This window comes from Anaerovibrio lipolyticus DSM 3074 (genome assembly GCF_900141865.1).
In the GTDB taxonomy this organism is placed as follows: Bacteria; Bacillota; Negativicutes; order Selenomonadales; family Selenomonadaceae; genus Anaerovibrio; species Anaerovibrio lipolyticus.
This window is the reverse complement of sequence record NZ_FQYW01000015.1, coordinates 21,342-37,488: the sequence shown is the minus strand read 5'-3', so window position 1 is coordinate 37,488 and position 16,147 is coordinate 21,342. Positions and strand designations below refer to the sequence as shown.

Genomic DNA, 16,147 nt, shown 5'->3' with positions numbered 1-16,147 from the left:
CCCCTTGAGGGGAAGGTGGTCACGCAGTGACCGGATGAGGTGTTTTGTATGGAAGAATTGCAGGGTTCGGTTGAAAATATAATATTTGCCAGTTCTGACGGGCGCTTTAGTGTGTTTCGCCTGCGTCCTGATGGCCAGCGGGGTGTGGTCACTGTTACGGTGCAGATGGAACCTCCTTTGCAGGGGCAGCAGCTGGAGCTGAAGGGCTACTGGGTGGAGCATCCTCGCTTTGGTCAGCAGTTTAAGGCTGAGCACATGATGGTAGCGGCTCCCACCTCCTTAGAGGGCATAGAGCGATTTTTGGCCAGTGGTGCTATTGATGGGGTGGGCCCTGTTAATGCCAAGCGGATAGTGGCCCATTTTGGCGGTGATGCCCTGGAAATCATTGAAAAGGCTCCGAATCGCCTTAAGGAGGTCAGCGGCATAGGTGCCAAGACTGCCAAGAAAATTCATGATTCCTATATGGAAAAGGCTGAGCTTCGCCAGATAATGATTTGGCTGGAGCAGCATAATGTATCGGGGATTTATGCGGGCAAGATATATGCCCAATATGGCTCCTTTTCTGTGGAAGTAATGGAGTCCAACCCTTATCGTCTGGCACGGGAAATTGATGGTGTGGGATTTGCCACCTCTGATGCTATTGCAGCGGGGATTGGAATGCAGCCGGATGATCCGATTCGTGTTTCAGCGGCTCTGGAATTTCAGCTTCAGCGCATCTCGCTGTCCGGTCATTGCTGTGTGCCGGAAAATCTTTTGGTGGATGAAGTGGAAAAGGCTCTTGGTGTACATCGCGATACCATTTGGGAAGTGCTGAAGCAGGATTTGGCCACGGGAGTTTTAAACCAGGAGGTAGTGGGTGATAATATTCTGGTTTATCCCGAATACCTCTATCAGGCAGAGGTGGAAACAGCAGAGCATTTGCTGTTTTTACAGAAGAAGGCCAAGCCTATAAATGTGGGTAATTCCTTGAAGCTGGTGGAAAAATGGGAACTAAATACGGGTATTACTCTTGCTGATAGACAAAAAGAGGCTATACAAGGGGTGCTTGAACATGGTATCTTTGTATTGACAGGTGGTCCGGGTACAGGAAAGACTACTGTTATCCGGGGCATGATAGATATGCTGGAGGCTCAGGGAATGGAGATTATTCTGGGGGCTCCCACAGGCCGGGCAGCAAAGCGGTTAAGCGAGGCCACTGGGCGAAAGGCTTCTACCATTCATCGCATGCTGGAGGCCCAGGGGGGAGAATCCTCTGAGGGCTCAATGTTCGGTAGGGATATTGATGATCAGCTGGAGGCAGATGCCATTATTTTGGACGAGGTTTCCATGATGGATATTGTGCTGATGCGCCATTTTTTGGAGGCGGTGCCTGCGGGATGCCATGTTATCCTTGTGGGTGATGTGGACCAGCTTCCTGCTGTGGGGCCTGGCTCCGTATTGAAGGATATTCTTCGAAGTGGTGTTGTATCCAGCGTGTGTCTTACGGAGGTTTTCCGTCAGAGTGAAGCATCCAGCATAGTTATGAATGCCCATGCTATTAACGCGGGGCGGGTGCCAAGATTTTCCGATGCTTCTGATAATCCAAGTGCGGATTTTGAATTTATTGAGCTTAATAATCCCGAGGCGGTGGAGTACCAGATTGTGAATCTGTGCCGAGATATATTGCCTAAGCAGGGTTATTCACCCTTTGAGGATATACAGGTGCTGTCACCGATGCACCGTCAGGCCTGTGGGGTGGAGAATCTAAATAAGAGACTTCAGGCGGCTCTCAATCCTCCTGCATCCTATAAGCCGGAATTTGTCAGCAGTATCCGCAGCTTCCGTTTGGGAGATAAGGTGATGCAGACCAAAAATAATTACGATAAGGGCGTTTTCAATGGCGACATCGGTTTCATTGAGGAAATGAATGAGAGCAGTGTTACTGCCAGTTTTGGGGATGATTTGAAAGCGGTTTATGAGAAGGCGGAGCTAAGTGAGCTGCAGCTGGCCTATTGCATGAGTGTGCATAAGAGCCAGGGCAGTGAGTATCCTGTGGTAATTTTGCCACTGGTGCCGGGACATAGAATTATGCTCCAGAGAAATTTACTGTATACGGCTATTACCAGGGCCAAGAAGAAGGTTATTCTCATTGGGACTAAGGCGGCTTTAAACACTGCCGTGGCCAATGACAGGACCAGACGGCGGTATACGCTGTTGGCGGAGCGTCTGGCCCATTCGCTGTAAGCCTTCCCCTTTGGGGAAGGTGTCTGCGTAGCAGACGGATGAGGTAAGAAAAAATGGGGAAGGCAAAGTGAGAAAGCTATGATTGAAGCCATATTAAATTTTCTTTTTCCACCGAAATGCCCGGCTTGCAGGGGATATGTGAAGCACAACGGCCAGTGGTGCGATGATTGCCTTAATAAAATACTTCAGCCCCGTCAGCTGCCACTGGAGGGTAAAATGGGGAAGATTTTTGATGGCGGTGTAATGAGCTTCAGTGAATATGAGGATCCGGTGAAAAAGCTCATTGCTGATGCCAAATTCGAGAAAAAGAAGCATGCGGTGAAGGCTCTGCAATTTTTCGTGGACAGGGGCCTTGAAAAGCTGGATTTGCATGACATTGACATTGTGGTGCCGGTGCCCCTTCACAAGAATAAAATTAAACAGCGTGGCTTTAATCAAAGCGTATTGTTTTTTGAGGAGGCCATGAAAAACTCAGATTTGGAAATCTGGGAGGTGCTGCGACGGGTACATGAAACCCGACCCCAGTTTGGGCTTAAGTTCGCCGAGCGAAAGAAAAATATCAAGGGTGCCTTTGCAGTGGCGGATAAAAAGCACCGTCATCTGGTGAAGGGAAAGAGGGTACTCTTGGTGGATGATATTTTCACTACTGGTGCAACCTTTGCTGAATGCGGAAAGGTTTTGCGGGAGGCAGGAGCAAGCCAGATTTTCGGACTGGTGATTTCATCCGGACATAGGTAAGTTAATTATGATGGGCAGGGGGCCGGTAGATTGAACATTGAGTGACAGTTCGTTAAGAAACTTTTTGTTGCTTTACCTTGATTGTAGTAGGAAAAATCATTTGTTTGAACGAGTCCTATAAGGACGAAGTGAGTTATGATTTTTTCTGCTACATAATAGCAAGAAAAAGTTTTAGAACTGGAACGGCGTTCAAGATGCCAGCCTCCTGCCCATTTTTCACCTGTATTGAACAGACTAATTTTTTGTGCATTAAAATCATTACGATAAATATTTTGCCTATGGCAAAATTTGAACAATTACGTTATAATTAAAATGTTCACTAAAAATGACGATACAAATATTGGAAGGTAATATAGAAAAGCTAATCAGGAGTGAGTTACTATGAATAAGTTAAAGAATTGTCCAGAGTGTGGAAAGCTCTATTTAGAGGTTGGTCAGAAGATGTGTCCTGCTTGCTATGATATTGAGCTGGAGCAGGAGCAGATTGTACATACCTATGTGCGTGACCATGATAAATGCAGCATTACCCAGATTGTTGAGGATACCGGTGTAAAGGAGAAGGTCGTTCTTCGTATGCTGAAAAATGGTCGCTTCATAAATTCCGGCGGTGCAGTTATTACTTATCCATGCGAAAAGTGCGGTGCAGAAATTTATACTGGTCGTTTTTGCGAAAAGTGTTCCCAGGATTTGCTGGATCAAGCTGCAAAGCTGGAAGCAAAGAAGTCTGCCGCTGCAGCACAGAGGGTTGACCGTAGCCATACCATGTACAATGCGGGCAAGGATTTCCGTTCCTAAGCTGTTTTATTTTATATAGTAGAAAAAGATATTTTTAAAAACAGGATTTAAGGATCCTGTTTTTTTTTTCGATAAAAGATTAGAACCCATAGAGAGGCTAGAACTGCTTTTATGTTTAAGTATCGCGTAGGGTTTGAATTTAGAAAAAGGACGGTGAGAAACCATGATTATAAATAACAATCTTCAAGGAATTGCAAGCGTTTATGCGAACCATCGCAGCACCAACAAGGTTGCTCACACCGAGCGGGAAGAGGTCAGAAGTGATGAGATTCACATTTCCTCCAAGGCTCAGAATGCCAGCGAGATGCTGAAGAAGCTTAACGCAATGAGTGATGTCCGTTCTGACCGTGTGGCAGAGCTGGAGAACATGATTGCAGCCGGCAATTATCATGTGAGCTCTTATGACTTGGCATCAAGTATGTTGAGCTGTCGTTTCTAATAGGACGGCTTTGCCAGAGAGGTGGGATGCATCGAAATGTGGCAGGATTTAGCACAGATTATAGCCACACTGATAAATGAGTATCAGAAGCTCCAGAAGCTGGGCGAGGAAAAGCGCGCAGTGCTGGCGGCAGTGGATCTGAAATCCTTGGAGAAGATTGTTCTTCAGGAGCAGACTATCATTGAACAAATCAATAAAGCAGAAACAAAGCGTCAAGACGTGATAAACCAGCTGGCGAAGCAATACGTTAACATACAGCCTAGTATGGCAATGAGGGATGTTTGGAGACAATGCAGTGACGACAAGATGCGTGATGTACTGGAGCGTACCCATAAAACACTGGAAGACGTTGTAAAAAGGGTCCAGGCGCTTCAGGAGAATAATGAGATTATGATATCAGCAGCTTTGAACGTCATCAACTTCAAGCTCAATCAGCTTGGGGGCACCACCGTGGAACCATCCTATGGACAGTCAGGACAGGAAAAGGTTTCCCATGAAAAGAATTTGGACCTTGAGGTGTAAGTATGAAGGATATAATCGATATTCTTCGCCAGCAGCTTATTTTATTGGGCAGATTATTGGAGCTGGCAAAAGCACAGAAAGAAAAACTGGTTCACACTGATGCAGAGGCAGCAAGGAAGCTGTCTGCTGATATGGAACCGATAATGATAGATATAAGCAGCCTGGACAAACGCAAGGACGGGATTATGGCTGAGCTTCATACCCATAACCTTTTGGAATGGCTGGGAAAACAGCCGGAATCATCGGATAAAGTGATGCTCCAGACGCTGTTGGATAAACAGGAAGAAATATTGCAGGAGTTAAAGGGAATCAACTCCAGAAATATGCAGTTTTTAGATAGACACTCAAAATTTATCGACTATAGCATCAATGTAATGACCCAGACCAGTGCGGGGGTGACCTACGGAACACCGGGCGATAACGGTGGGATGCCTGTTCAGGGGAGAAAGATGTTTGATACCGGAGTCTGATGACTCAAGGAAAAACATTTTAGACAGGAGAGAGATTTATGTTAAGTACATTTCATGGCCTCAATACCATGGTAAGTGGTATTCAGAACAACAGAGTAGGCTTGAATACAGTAGGTCACAACATCAGCAATTCAAGTACAGAGGGCTATTCCCGCCAGCAGGTTAATTCCGTGGCAACCCGTTCCCAGACTATCTGGTCCTATTCCAGAGCCAATCAGATTGGTTCTGGTGTAGGGGTTTACGGTATTTCCCGTGCCAGAGATATTTATGCAGACCGTCAGTATTGGAAGGAAAACACCAATGACGGCTATTACAATGCCAAGGCCAAGAATTATTCCAAGCTGGAGACTATTTTCAACGATTCTGATGACAATGCCCTTCAGGATTCCATGGAGAAATTCTATCAGGCATGGGTGGACTGCTCCACTACAGCAAGTACCGCCTCCAGCCGCCAGAATGTTATCAATGCCGGTTATAATTTCGCTGAGACACTGAATGCCACCGCAACCCAGGTTCAGTCCCAGATTGAATCCGTATACGGCGAGATTCTTCTCAGCGTAGATAATGTAAATAGTATTTTGGACAGAGTTACCGTTCTCAATGGCCAGATTTTGGAGCAGGAAGCTGACGGCTCCAGCTCCAACGACCTTCGCGACCAGCGTGATTTGCTGGTGGACCAGCTGTCCCGTATCATGCATATCAGTGTAAATGAAACTCCTAATGGCATGTACAATCTGGTGTGCAACGGCACTACCCTGGTAAACGGCACCAGCAAGGTGACCATTACCGCCTCTGAGCCATTGAATAATAAGGTATATGGTGTCAGCGACTACACCCTTTTGATTAAGGAATCCGATGTACAGTTCAATCCTGGCAACGGTGAGCTGTACGGCCAGATACAGGCTGTATACGAGGATAAGGAGTATATTGATAAATTGGCCAATATGGCAGCTTTCTTGCTGAGTACCCTTAATAAGCAGCATAAAGCGGGATATACTCTGGAAACTGAGACTGGTGTACAGGGTAAAAATTTCTATGGTACTGCTGGTGCGGATTATCAGTGGGTTACCACTTCGGATGATGCTTATTTAACCAAGGATGGAACTGCACTACGTGGAATTAATATTATTAAGGAACTGACTATAAATCAGGATTTGACCGCCACCGATGGCCATAAAAAGCTGGCAACCCGCTCCAGGGGGGATGATGGCAATATAAACGGTGTAGCGGATGGCTCCAATGCGGTATGGATTAGTACACTGTTTAACTGTGTAAAGAAGAATACCAGCTCTACAGTAAATGGTGATACCCGCTCCATTGGCGATGAGTCCTTCTACAGCTACTACAACACCAGCATGACCACCTTGGGCGGCGCTACCGAAAACATGAATAACAAGGTAGAGTTCCAGAGTGATCTTATGACCCAGATAGAAAATCTCAGGGAATCCACCTCCGGTGTAAACTGGGATGAAGAGCTTACCAATATGATTACTTTCCAGCAGGGCTATGCAGCCTGCTCCCGTTGTCTCACCACCATGGATGAGATGCTGGACAGACTTATCAACAGCACAGGCGTAGTAGGTCGCTAATAATTGACAGATGACCTCACCCGCCCTGCGGGCACCCTCCCCAGAGGGGATGGCAAAAAAGAAAGGTAAGGTATAGATTATGCGTATAAGCAGCACAATGATGACCAACAATTACTTGAAGCAGCTTAATGGTTCCTACGAGCGGTATACCAAGCTGTTTGAGCAGAGCGATGGCAAGAAGCTCCATCGTGCCTCTGACGATGCAGTAGGTTATTCCAAATATTTAAGATATAAAAATTCCCTCACCAATGTGGAGCAGTTCCAGGAGGACATTACCACGGCAGTTTCCTGGATGAAGAACAGCGATGCGGCATTGGTTAATGTAACTGAGAGAATGAAGGAGTTTAAGGGAAAGGTTGTGGCCGCCGGCAACTCCACCAACAACGAAAATGATATGAAGGATATTGCCAAGGAGCTGTTGGCCAGTGTCCAGGAGGTTGTATCAGACATGAATGCCCAGATAGGTGACCGCTATCTGTTCTCCGGCCAGTCCGATACCACCATGCCGTTTAGTATATCTTCCGAAAAGAAGAGCCGGGGTGAAACCAAGACTCTTAGCGATAATCAGGCAAAATTCTTTAATACCGTCAATGACGAGCACTCTGTCACCCAAATGCTTAAATTGGTTGATTCAACCAATGAAAATAATGTGTTTTATTTGAACGTTAAAGATGGCAAGGTTTATACTAAAGACTTTGTAGAAAATGGCTACAAGGATAAAGTAGCTGAGGGCAGGACCGTTGCTGATGGTGATGAGTCAGCTACTATTGCTGCTTGGGACGCTACTTCTGGTTCAGAAAAGGTAAGTAAATATTTTGACGAGTATGGTGTTATTAATTCAGATGGTGAGAGCTACAATGTAGATATAACTGTTGGCGGTGAAACAGTAAATTTAAAATTTGCCACCACTAAGCAGTATATAGTGTCCTATGAGGGCGACGCCAAATATATTTCCATGGTAAAGAAAACTGGTGGCGTGGACAAGGCTACTGATACGGTAAACCAGACTGGGCAGGATGTTTTCGGCAGTGATATTTTCGATGCTGAAAATACTCCGGGTTCCGGTACAGCCATGTTAAATGAGTTGTTGTATGCCGTAGCTAAAATTGATTCAGCTGATAACCATTGGGCTGCTGAAGATGGCCTTACCATCAGCGATGCGGCTCATTCCCAGGTACTGGGAGCCCAGACTACCATGGCGGCCCGGCAGCAGGCCTACAGTGCAGCCTCGGATATGCTGGTGACTCAGGATGAGTCCATCACCAGCGACATCACAGATGTGTCCAGCACCGATGTGGCCAAGCTGGCTACTCAGCTTATGGAGTATCAGACCATCTACAGTTTGTCCCTGTCAGTAGGGTCCAAGATTCTGCCTGGTACATTGGCAGATTACCTGTAATTAATTTTTCTGCTTAAAATCACGAACATATATTAAAGAGGTGAGTACCATGCTGGCAGAGATGAAATATTTGAATATTAGTCATGAGCTGCCTCAGATCAGTATTCATCAGGAGCAGCCCCGGGCCATAAAAAATACCTTTCGCCCGGCAGAGCTTCACCGAAACTATGACCCACCGCTGGCGGATGTGGCCGCTACCCTGGTGGAGATAGATATTGATACCTACAATTCCCGCACGGCTTATGGCTTTTTGAATCACGATGATTTTGCCAGGAAGTATGGCGGAGAAGGGTTCCAGTCAGTACAGGCCAATACCTCAAGGCTGACCCAGTCGGCTTGGAATTTTGCCAAGAACGGTGCCCATCCCCATAGCAATCTTATCGGCAATGAAGCCAAGTCGCGGCTGAGAGGCGAGATATTGCAGTGGCCCCAGTGGGAGGCAGTAAAGATTCCAGACCCGGAAATTACCGTGCACCCATCTGAGATAAAGGGCAGGATGGATCCGGGCAGCGATACTACCAGTATCAAGGCCACGGCAACCCCGGAGATAGAGAACCGTCCCGGCTCTGCTCAGACCACCTTGGCAAGAAAGGGCTATGTAAACCAATGGATTTCCGTTGGACGTTATGATATGCGAGTTTAGCCTTCCCCTCTGGGGAAGGTGGCACGCGTAGCGTGACGGATGAGGTACATCCAGTATTAATAATGGAGGCTATGAATGAGAAAGATTAATACTACCAGATTTGGTGAAATTGAAGTTGAAGAAAAGTCTATTGTTACCTTTGAACATGGTATACCTGCCTTTGAGGACGAGAGGGAATTTGCAATTCTCCCTTACGACGAGGAGAGCCCGTACCTGTTTTTACAGTCAGCAGCCACACCGGAGCTGGCCTTTCTCATGACAGATCCATTTGTATTTTTTCCGGATTATACATTTGAACTGGATGATGCCAATATGGAGGCACTGGGAGTTACCAATGATGCAGATGTGCTGGTTTGTTCCCTTATTACCATACCGTCAACAGGCGTGAAAAATATGACCACAAATTTGTTGGCACCTATAGTTATAAATCAGTCCAATATGAAGGCAAGACAGGTTGTGCTGGAAAAAACAAATTATACTACGAAGCATAGGCTGTTCCCGGAAAAGGAGGAATAGAGTATGCTGGTTCTTACACGACACCCGAAGCAACAGATTATGATCGGGGATGACATAGTTATCAATATTGTCGAGGTAAATGGCGACAATGTGCGATTAGCCATCGACGCCCCTCGCAGTGTTAAGGTCTATAGAGGAGAAATCTATAAGGTCATCAAGGATGAAAATCGCAAGGCAGCGGCTCCGGCAGACAATATAGATTTGTCCAAGGCGTTACCAAAATAAAGGATTATAATATTTTTTCTACGGAGGGATTTAAAGTGGTAGGAAGCATTTCAGACATGACAGCTGCGGCAGTAGTTGTTTCAGCAATGGACAATGGGGCTAGCCAGAAGAGAACAGCAGAGCCAGTGGAAAACAAGGTGGCTCCTGTTGATATAAAAGTAGATGAGGCCGGCACTATTGATAGGATTGCTGCAAGCCAGGACGCAGGTCAAGCAGACAACGAAGAAAAAGAGCAGGATCCAAAGCAGCAAGCATTGGATAATATTAATGAGGAATTTGTCAGCGAAATGACAAAGGAACTCAACGAGCTTATGAGTAAGCTCAACTGTGATCTGGAATTCCAGTATCACAAGGAAGTAAATGTAATGTCAGTTAAGATGATTGACAAGAAGACAAATGAGGTTATTAAGGAATACCCACCTGAAGAAATGGTAGAGGGTATGATAAAGGCTCAGGAATGGCTGGGCGCTTTCCTCGATCGTAACGCGTAAAAGGGGGTCCTTAAAATGGGCGTAAATGGAATTTATGGCTTGTCAGGCTCTGGGCTGGACATTGAATCCTTGGTAAAGATGGGCATGTCCAGCAAAAACAAGCAGTATGACAAGATGGAACAGCAGGAGATTGCAAATACCTGGCTGAAAGAAGCGTACAATGGCGTATATAATGATTTGACTACATATAAGTATGGCACCTTGTCTACCTATAAAATGCAGTCAAACATGAACGCCATGCAGGCAACCAGCTCCAACAGCAGTGTAGTAACTGCCACTGCCAATGGTGCCGCTGCGGCTATGAATCATGTTGTTACGGTAGATTCTGTGGCCAGCAATGCTTATCTTTTGACGACACAGGATTCCTCTGGTAATAATTTAGGGGTTACCAGAGCCAATACCAGTGCATCGGCCAGCAACAACCTGGCGGATGTGCTGTTTAAGAGCTACAGTGTAGCTACGGCTACCGAGGATGGCAGTAATTGGAACTTTACCTACAATATTACCCGGGCTGATGGCACTACTGATACTGTAAATGGCAGTGATGTGGCTATTTCTTTGAAGATAAAGGATACAGCAGGCAGTGATACTGAATACACTCTCAGCTACACCTATGATGAGCTCTTCACTGGTTATAAGAGTGGTGAGTATACCGGCTATACCGGTGATGGCAGTGCTGTATTCAGCGGCGGAAAGACCTTGAACGATTTTGCCAGTGCTTTTGCCAAGACCGGGGCCAATATTCAGGGTGGCTATGATACTGCAAATGACACCTTCAGTCTGTATAACAAGACCAGCGGCAAGAGCAATATCATTGACATTACTGTTGAGAATGACAATACAGCAACACTGTTCAATCATTTGAACCTTGGTACTTACAACGCTTCTACTGGTGTTCTCAGTGACCGTATTAGTTTTGCCACCCCAACTGCCATGAAGACTACCATGGAGTCTGTTGACCTTACTACCAGCATTACCAACAGCTCTCAGTCAGTGAGCATGAAGGATGTATTGGGATTAACAGCTACATCTGTAGATAATGGTGATGGCTCTTATACTATCACAGTTAAAGACCATAGTGGCAGCGAGCTGGGTACATTTACCAAGAATGCAGATGGTACTTATACTGGGGCTGATGAAACAGCCTTCTCCATGAATCTCAGCAATGGCACGGATAGTGCTACTGTTAGCTTTACTTTGGGAGAGCTGTTTAATCTGGACGATATTGGTTCCAAGAGCAGTCTGGGGGGCAATGCCGGATTAGATGAGCTGGCTTCCAAGATTAATGCAACTGGGTTAGGCATCACTGCAGCTTATGATGCAATAAAGGATAGCTTCTCCCTGTCCAATCCAAGCGGTCAGGCGAATCTCACTGCTGATGGTACTGGTACAAATCAGGGTGTCGCTCAGCAGATGATTGATAGCTTGAATCTGGCTACCAGTCCTAGCCTTACCTATTTGACTGTCGATAATAGCAGTAATCTGGCAGATGTGTTTGGATTGCATACCAATATGTATCACCCTCTAGGTGATGGTACTTTCCAGTTAAAGGTTTTGACGAATGGCTCTGAGGTTCAGGTTGGAGCAACTCAGACTGGTTCTAATCCTGATTTTACGCAAACCGCTGGGCAGGCAGTTAAGAAAGCGGAGTCCTTGTTTACCTTTGAATTGAGTGATGGGGACAATTCTGCTACCATTACCTTGAATTATGGTGATCTAGTTGACTATTCGGCTCTTGGCTACAATAACGGAAATAATATCCGGGTTACAAAGCAGGATGGCTCAACAGCTACGGTTGGACCGTATGAAACTGTAACCGTTAGAAATCCGACAAATTCTCTCAGCGTATTGGCAGATAAGATTAATGCTGCCGGCTTGAATATAGAGGCTAGCTATGCAAATGGTACATTTAGCCTTTTAAATCCGAATGGCAATATTACTATTACCAATGCTGACGGTTCGGTAGTGGATGTGTCAGGCAAGCTGAACCTTAGTGCGGCTGACCCAAGCACTATGGCCTATAAGACCTCCACTGGTATTACCCGTGTCAACCAGTACAGCACGGATGATACCTTGGCCGCTGCTGTAGGTTTTACCGCAGTAAAGAACACGGATGGTTCACTGACAGTAAAAAAGAGTGATGGCAGCTCTGAAACTGTGGCTGCTACCGATACTGCCCTTAGCTTTAAGGTGAGCGATGGCAGCAATGAGACAGAGGTGGCATTGACCTATGCTGATTTGTTTGATACCAGCGGCTCCGGCACATTGAAGGGCAGTGGTGATTTCAGTACTCTGGTTGATAAGATTAACACAGCGGCTACATCTGCCGGTGTCAGTGTGACAGCAGCTTATGATTCGTCTACTGGAAAATTTAGCTTGACCAATAATGCTGGTGATGCTACGCTTACGGGCGTTGATAGTTTGGCTAGTGCTTTAGTATCAAAGATGGGCTTTGCGGAAAGCGAAGAAACCAAGCAGGCAAAGGAAGAAGCCGGGCAGGCTCACCAGTGGGCTGGTACAAATGCCAGCGTTACCATTGATGGCAAGACATACGACAATGATACCAACAAGCTTACTGTGGCCGGTGTTACCTACACCTTCCTGGATACCACTGCGGCAGGCTCTAAGGCTACCATCAGTGTAAGTCAGGATACGGACAAGATTGTAGACTATGTAAAGAACTTCGTGGAGGACTACAACAAGCTGTTGGATTCCCTTAACGAAAAGCTGTCCGAAAAGAAGTATTCTGACTATAAGCCTCTCAGCAAACGCCAGGAGGAAGAGATGACCGAGAAGCAGATAGAGAAGTGGACTGAAAAAGCCAAGTCTGGTCTGCTTTACCATAACAGTGAAATCCAGTCTCTGGTAAGTGCTATGCGTGAGGCTATCTACACCAAGGTGGATGCAGTGGACAGTGAGTACAATACCTTGTCTTCCATCGGTATTACTACCACCAACACCAAGGGGCATCTTACCTTGGATACTGATAAGCTGAAGAAAGCCTTGGCAGCTGACCCGGACTGCGTATATCAGCTCTTTGCTTCAGACCAGGACAGCACCTATATTGCCGGGACTACCAACAAGAACAAGATTACCAGTGCACAGAGCAAGCTGGATTATGCCAATACTGGTGTGGCCAACCGCCTGTACAATGTGATGACCAATCACATGTCCAAGATTTCCGATATAGCCGGCACCTCCAAGGATACTGATGATCAGAGTTATCTGGGCAAGCTGATTACCAATATGCAGACCAAGATGAGCAGCTTCAAGACCCTGATGACTTCCTATGAAAACAAGCTGTATAAGCGCTATGATGCCATGGAGGTGGCTTTGTCCAAACTCAATATGCAGCTTGGCTATATTAGTGGTTCGTTTTCCTGATAGTTAGGAGATTTGTATTATGATGAATAACGCTGCAGAAGCATATAAACGCCAGCAGGTAATGACTGCTACCCCAGAGGCCCTTACCCTGATGCTTTATGACGGGTGCCTTCGCTTTATGAAGGAAGGTTTGGAGGCCATGGAACAGAAAAAATGGGAGCAGTGTAATACTTCTCTCCAGAAGGCCGAGAATATCATCAATGAGTTCCGGGTTACCTTGGATATGAAATATGAGATAGCCCATCAGCTGATGCCGCTGTACGATTACGTATACAATTCTCTGGTGGAGGCCAATATGAGGAGCAAGCCGGAGAAGGTTACGGAGTGCATGGATATCATCAAGGAGCTGCGTTCTGCCTGGGCTCAGGCCATGATAAAAGCCAGAAAGGAAAAAGGAGCATCTTGATATGGATGGCAAGCATCAATTGACAGAACAGGAGCTATGGGAGAAATATCTGGCGGTCACCAGGGAATTGATGAAGTTTATCGATGAAGAAGACATTGATACCTTCCTTGAACTGGTAGACCAGCGCCAGCAGCTGATGGAGATGCTTCAGGCTCTCCCAGACCATGAATATGCCCGCTCGCTGGAGGGAGTGGCCCTGCGCAAGCAGATAGAGCCCATGGATATGCAGATAATGCACAAGGCCCGTTCCTGGCTGAACCGGTCAAAACGCAACAATATGACTGTAAGGGGCTATGACTCCTTTGGTCTAGCCACGGGCAATATGTTCAACCGAGAATATTAATGTTAGCTGTCAGGCTGGCAGCTCAACTGTCAGCCTGCTCCTATAAAATATTTTTAATTCTAGTGGCAAGGAAGCCGCTATAGACAAAACAAGGAGGAATTTATTATGGCTATGGTTGTAAAGAACAACATGTCCGCAATTAACACCCTGAACACTCTGAACAAGAACACCAATGCTCTTAAGAAGAGTCTGGAAAAAGTTTCTTCCGGTATGAAGATCAACAGCGCAGCTGATGACGCTTCCGGTTATGCTATTTCCGAGAGAATGCGTGTTCAGATTCGTTCCCTAGATCAGGCAAATCAGAACGCTCAGAACGGCGGCTCTATGATGAAGGTTGCTGAAGGTGCTGTAAGCTCCACTGTTGAAATCCTGAAGACCTTGAAGGAAAAGGCAGTAAGTGCAGCAAACGATACCAACACTGATGCAGACCGTGCTACTATTCAGAAGGAGCTTGACCAGTCTATTGACCAGATTAATGATAACGCAAACGTTACCTTCAATGGCCAGTATCTGGTAGATGGTTCCCACAACAAGAAGACCAATCAGACCACTACTGCTATGACTAACCAGAGCTTAAGCACTGGTACTGCTGCAACTACTAAGCTGACAGAGCTGGCAGCCCGTAATGGTGATAAGCTGAACATTCACAGCACTGACACCGTAACCGTTTCCTGGGTTAAGGACGGCAAGACCTATACCTCTTCCATGGAGGTTGGTTCTGCAAGTACCCTTGATGGTGTTATTACTACCTTAACTTCTGGGGCACTTAAGGTTACCAGCAACAGCTCCAACATTGGTTTGGATGGTAACAGCAACACTGTTTACACCGCTTCTGGTGAAAGCGGAATAACTATTGCAGCTAATGCCAGCGGTATTTCAGGCCAGATTGCCGGCTTTACTATGTACATCACTGATAATCAGGGTAATGTAAACAAGTCCGCCAATGCTTCTCTGGATGCATTCGACGAGTCTATCCGTGCTCAGAACAAGTCTGAGGACAACTCCATTGTTCTCCAGATAGGCACCAAGGCAGCTCAGTCCATCAATGTTGGCTTGACTGACATGAAGGCAACCGCTCTTGGTCTCCAGGGTATGGATGGTTCTACCCTTTCCGTAGGTAATCAGGAGAAGGCTAATGCAGCTATCAATGCTCTTGATGCAGCAATTCAGAAGGCTCTTGATCAGCAGACCTCCATCGGTGCCGCTGAGTCCCGTCTCGAGTACACTCAGGCTAACCTGACCACTGCAAGCGAGAATGTAACTAGTGCAGAGTCCGTAATCCGTGATGCTGATATGGCTAAGGAAATGACCGAATACACCAAGAACAACGTTCTTCTCCAGGCTGCACAGTCCATGCTCTCTCAGGCTAACCAGAGCAGCTCCAATGTACTCAGCCTGCTCCAGTAATTGGTCAGTAAGATTACAAGTTAACCAAAACAACCATAGATTTGGGCTGGTCTTCGGATCAGTCCTTTTCTTTTTGAAAAAATTGAAAAAAAATTTAAGTAATCTAAAATCATGCCCGATATTATTGTCAGATAAGTTAATAACAGGCAAGGATGCCTGAAAATGTTAAAAATCAAGGAGGAATTTATCATGGCTATGGTTGTAAAGAACAACATGTCCGCAATTAACACTCTGAACACTCTGAACAAGAACACCAACGCTCTCAAGAAGAGTCTGGAAAAGGTTTCTTCCGGTATGAAGATCAACAGCGCAGCTGATGATGCATCCGGTTATGCTATTTCCGAGAGAATGCGCGTTCAGATTCGCTCTTTGGATCAGGCAAATCAGAATGCTCAGAACGGCGGCTCTATGATGAAGGTTGCTGAAGGTGCTGTAAGCTCCACTGTTGAAATCCTGAAGACTTTGAAGGAAAAGGCAGTAAACGCAGCAAACGACACCAACACTGATGCAGACCGCGCTACTATCCAGAAGGAAATGGATCAGTCTATTGACCAGAT

At 46.1% G+C, this 16,147-nt stretch carries 17 protein-coding genes; all 17 read left to right on the top strand.

Annotated elements, in window-relative coordinates; genetic code table 11:
* The first annotated feature begins 48 nt into the window (after positions 1 to 48).
* Positions 49 to 2,223: an SF1B family DNA helicase RecD2 gene (gene recD2 / locus B6K08_RS09145; RefSeq protein WP_080325985.1), complete on the top strand. Its 2,175-nt coding sequence runs from the start codon at positions 49 to 51 to the stop codon at positions 2,221 to 2,223.
* Positions 2,224 to 2,301: 78 nt separating this feature from the next.
* Positions 2,302 to 2,961: a ComF family protein gene (locus B6K08_RS09140; protein ID WP_080325984.1), complete on the top strand. Its 660-nt coding sequence runs from the start codon at positions 2,302 to 2,304 to the stop codon at positions 2,959 to 2,961.
* Positions 2,962 to 3,342: 381 nt separating this feature from the next.
* Complete coding sequence (locus tag B6K08_RS09135; RefSeq protein WP_080325983.1) at positions 3,343 to 3,756, top strand: hypothetical protein; 414 nt, start codon at positions 3,343 to 3,345, stop codon at positions 3,754 to 3,756.
* Between the two features lie 163 nt (positions 3,757 to 3,919).
* A complete protein-coding gene (flgM, locus tag B6K08_RS09130; RefSeq protein ID WP_080325982.1) occupies positions 3,920 to 4,195 on the top strand; it encodes a flagellar biosynthesis anti-sigma factor FlgM in 276 nt (91 codons plus the stop codon).
* Between the two features lie 36 nt (positions 4,196 to 4,231).
* Entirely contained in the window at positions 4,232 to 4,717 is a 486-nt protein-coding gene (locus tag B6K08_RS09125; protein WP_080325981.1) for a flagellar protein FlgN, read from the top strand.
* A 2-nt stretch (positions 4,718 to 4,719) separates the two neighbouring features.
* Complete coding sequence (locus tag B6K08_RS09120; protein WP_080325980.1) at positions 4,720 to 5,187, top strand: flagellar protein FlgN; 468 nt, start codon at positions 4,720 to 4,722, stop codon at positions 5,185 to 5,187.
* Positions 5,188 to 5,225: 38 nt separating this feature from the next.
* On the top strand, positions 5,226 to 6,776 hold the full coding sequence (flgK, locus tag B6K08_RS09115) for a flagellar hook-associated protein FlgK (protein WP_080325979.1): 1,551 nt from the start codon (positions 5,226 to 5,228) through the stop codon (positions 6,774 to 6,776).
* A 79-nt stretch (positions 6,777 to 6,855) separates the two neighbouring features.
* Positions 6,856 to 8,175, top strand: a complete 1,320-nt coding sequence (gene flgL / locus B6K08_RS09110; protein ID WP_234985335.1) for a flagellar hook-associated protein FlgL — start codon at positions 6,856 to 6,858, stop codon at positions 8,173 to 8,175.
* A gap of 49 nt (positions 8,176 to 8,224) precedes the next feature.
* Complete coding sequence (locus tag B6K08_RS09105) at positions 8,225 to 8,818, top strand: DUF6470 family protein (RefSeq protein ID WP_080325978.1); 594 nt, start codon at positions 8,225 to 8,227, stop codon at positions 8,816 to 8,818.
* Positions 8,819 to 8,893: 75 nt separating this feature from the next.
* Positions 8,894 to 9,334: a flagellar assembly protein FliW gene (gene fliW / locus B6K08_RS09100; RefSeq protein WP_080325977.1), complete on the top strand. Its 441-nt coding sequence runs from the start codon at positions 8,894 to 8,896 to the stop codon at positions 9,332 to 9,334.
* Positions 9,335 to 9,337: 3 nt separating this feature from the next.
* Complete coding sequence (gene csrA, locus B6K08_RS09095) at positions 9,338 to 9,559, top strand: carbon storage regulator CsrA (protein ID WP_080325976.1); 222 nt, start codon at positions 9,338 to 9,340, stop codon at positions 9,557 to 9,559.
* Positions 9,560 to 9,594: 35 nt separating this feature from the next.
* On the top strand, positions 9,595 to 10,050 hold the full coding sequence (locus B6K08_RS09090) for a flagellar protein FlaG (protein ID WP_234985334.1): 456 nt from the start codon (positions 9,595 to 9,597) through the stop codon (positions 10,048 to 10,050).
* 15 nt (positions 10,051 to 10,065) lie between these two features.
* Entirely contained in the window at positions 10,066 to 13,434 is a 3,369-nt protein-coding gene (gene fliD, locus B6K08_RS09085) for a flagellar filament capping protein FliD (RefSeq protein WP_080325974.1), read from the top strand.
* A gap of 19 nt (positions 13,435 to 13,453) precedes the next feature.
* The gene (fliS, locus tag B6K08_RS09080; protein ID WP_027407469.1) at positions 13,454 to 13,840 is read left to right on the top strand and encodes a flagellar export chaperone FliS; all 387 of its coding nucleotides are present in this window, start codon (positions 13,454 to 13,456) and stop codon (positions 13,838 to 13,840) included.
* 1 nt (position 13,841) lies between these two features.
* Entirely contained in the window at positions 13,842 to 14,183 is a 342-nt protein-coding gene (locus B6K08_RS09075) for a flagellar protein FliT (protein WP_080325973.1), read from the top strand.
* A gap of 105 nt (positions 14,184 to 14,288) precedes the next feature.
* Positions 14,289 to 15,590 (top strand): flagellin N-terminal helical domain-containing protein, encoded by a 1,302-nt coding sequence (locus B6K08_RS09070; RefSeq protein WP_080325972.1) that lies wholly within the window; start codon positions 14,289 to 14,291, stop codon positions 15,588 to 15,590.
* 189 nt (positions 15,591 to 15,779) lie between these two features.
* The coding region (locus B6K08_RS09065; RefSeq protein ID WP_407639841.1) for a flagellin at positions 15,780 to 16,147 on the top strand (368 nt) is incomplete at its 3' end.

What these genes read in the sequence shown, in the direction of transcription:
- B6K08_RS09140 (WP_080325984.1), top strand. Translation starts at nt 2,302, where the DNA reads ATGATTGAAGCCATATTAAATTTTCTTTTTCCACCGAAATGCCCGGCT.
- B6K08_RS09105 (WP_080325978.1), top strand. Translation starts at nt 8,225, where the DNA reads ATGCTGGCAGAGATGAAATATTTGAATATTAGTCATGAGCTGCCTCAG.
- csrA (WP_080325976.1), top strand. Translation starts at nt 9,338, where the DNA reads ATGCTGGTTCTTACACGACACCCGAAGCAACAGATTATGATCGGGGAT.
- B6K08_RS09070 (WP_080325972.1), top strand. Translation starts at nt 14,289, where the DNA reads ATGGCTATGGTTGTAAAGAACAACATGTCCGCAATTAACACCCTGAAC.
- flgK (WP_080325979.1), top strand. Translation starts at nt 5,226, where the DNA reads ATGTTAAGTACATTTCATGGCCTCAATACCATGGTAAGTGGTATTCAG.
- recD2 (WP_080325985.1), top strand. Translation starts at nt 49, where the DNA reads ATGGAAGAATTGCAGGGTTCGGTTGAAAATATAATATTTGCCAGTTCT.
- flgM (WP_080325982.1), top strand. Translation starts at nt 3,920, where the DNA reads ATGATTATAAATAACAATCTTCAAGGAATTGCAAGCGTTTATGCGAAC.
- B6K08_RS09125 (WP_080325981.1), top strand. Translation starts at nt 4,232, where the DNA reads ATGTGGCAGGATTTAGCACAGATTATAGCCACACTGATAAATGAGTAT.
- fliD (WP_080325974.1), top strand. Translation starts at nt 10,066, where the DNA reads ATGGGCGTAAATGGAATTTATGGCTTGTCAGGCTCTGGGCTGGACATT.
- flgL (WP_234985335.1), top strand. Translation starts at nt 6,856, where the DNA reads ATGCGTATAAGCAGCACAATGATGACCAACAATTACTTGAAGCAGCTT.
- B6K08_RS09135 (WP_080325983.1), top strand. Translation starts at nt 3,343, where the DNA reads ATGAATAAGTTAAAGAATTGTCCAGAGTGTGGAAAGCTCTATTTAGAG.
- B6K08_RS09075 (WP_080325973.1), top strand. Translation starts at nt 13,842, where the DNA reads ATGGATGGCAAGCATCAATTGACAGAACAGGAGCTATGGGAGAAATAT.
- fliW (WP_080325977.1), top strand. Translation starts at nt 8,894, where the DNA reads ATGAGAAAGATTAATACTACCAGATTTGGTGAAATTGAAGTTGAAGAA.
- B6K08_RS09120 (WP_080325980.1), top strand. Translation starts at nt 4,720, where the DNA reads ATGAAGGATATAATCGATATTCTTCGCCAGCAGCTTATTTTATTGGGC.
- fliS (WP_027407469.1), top strand. Translation starts at nt 13,454, where the DNA reads ATGATGAATAACGCTGCAGAAGCATATAAACGCCAGCAGGTAATGACT.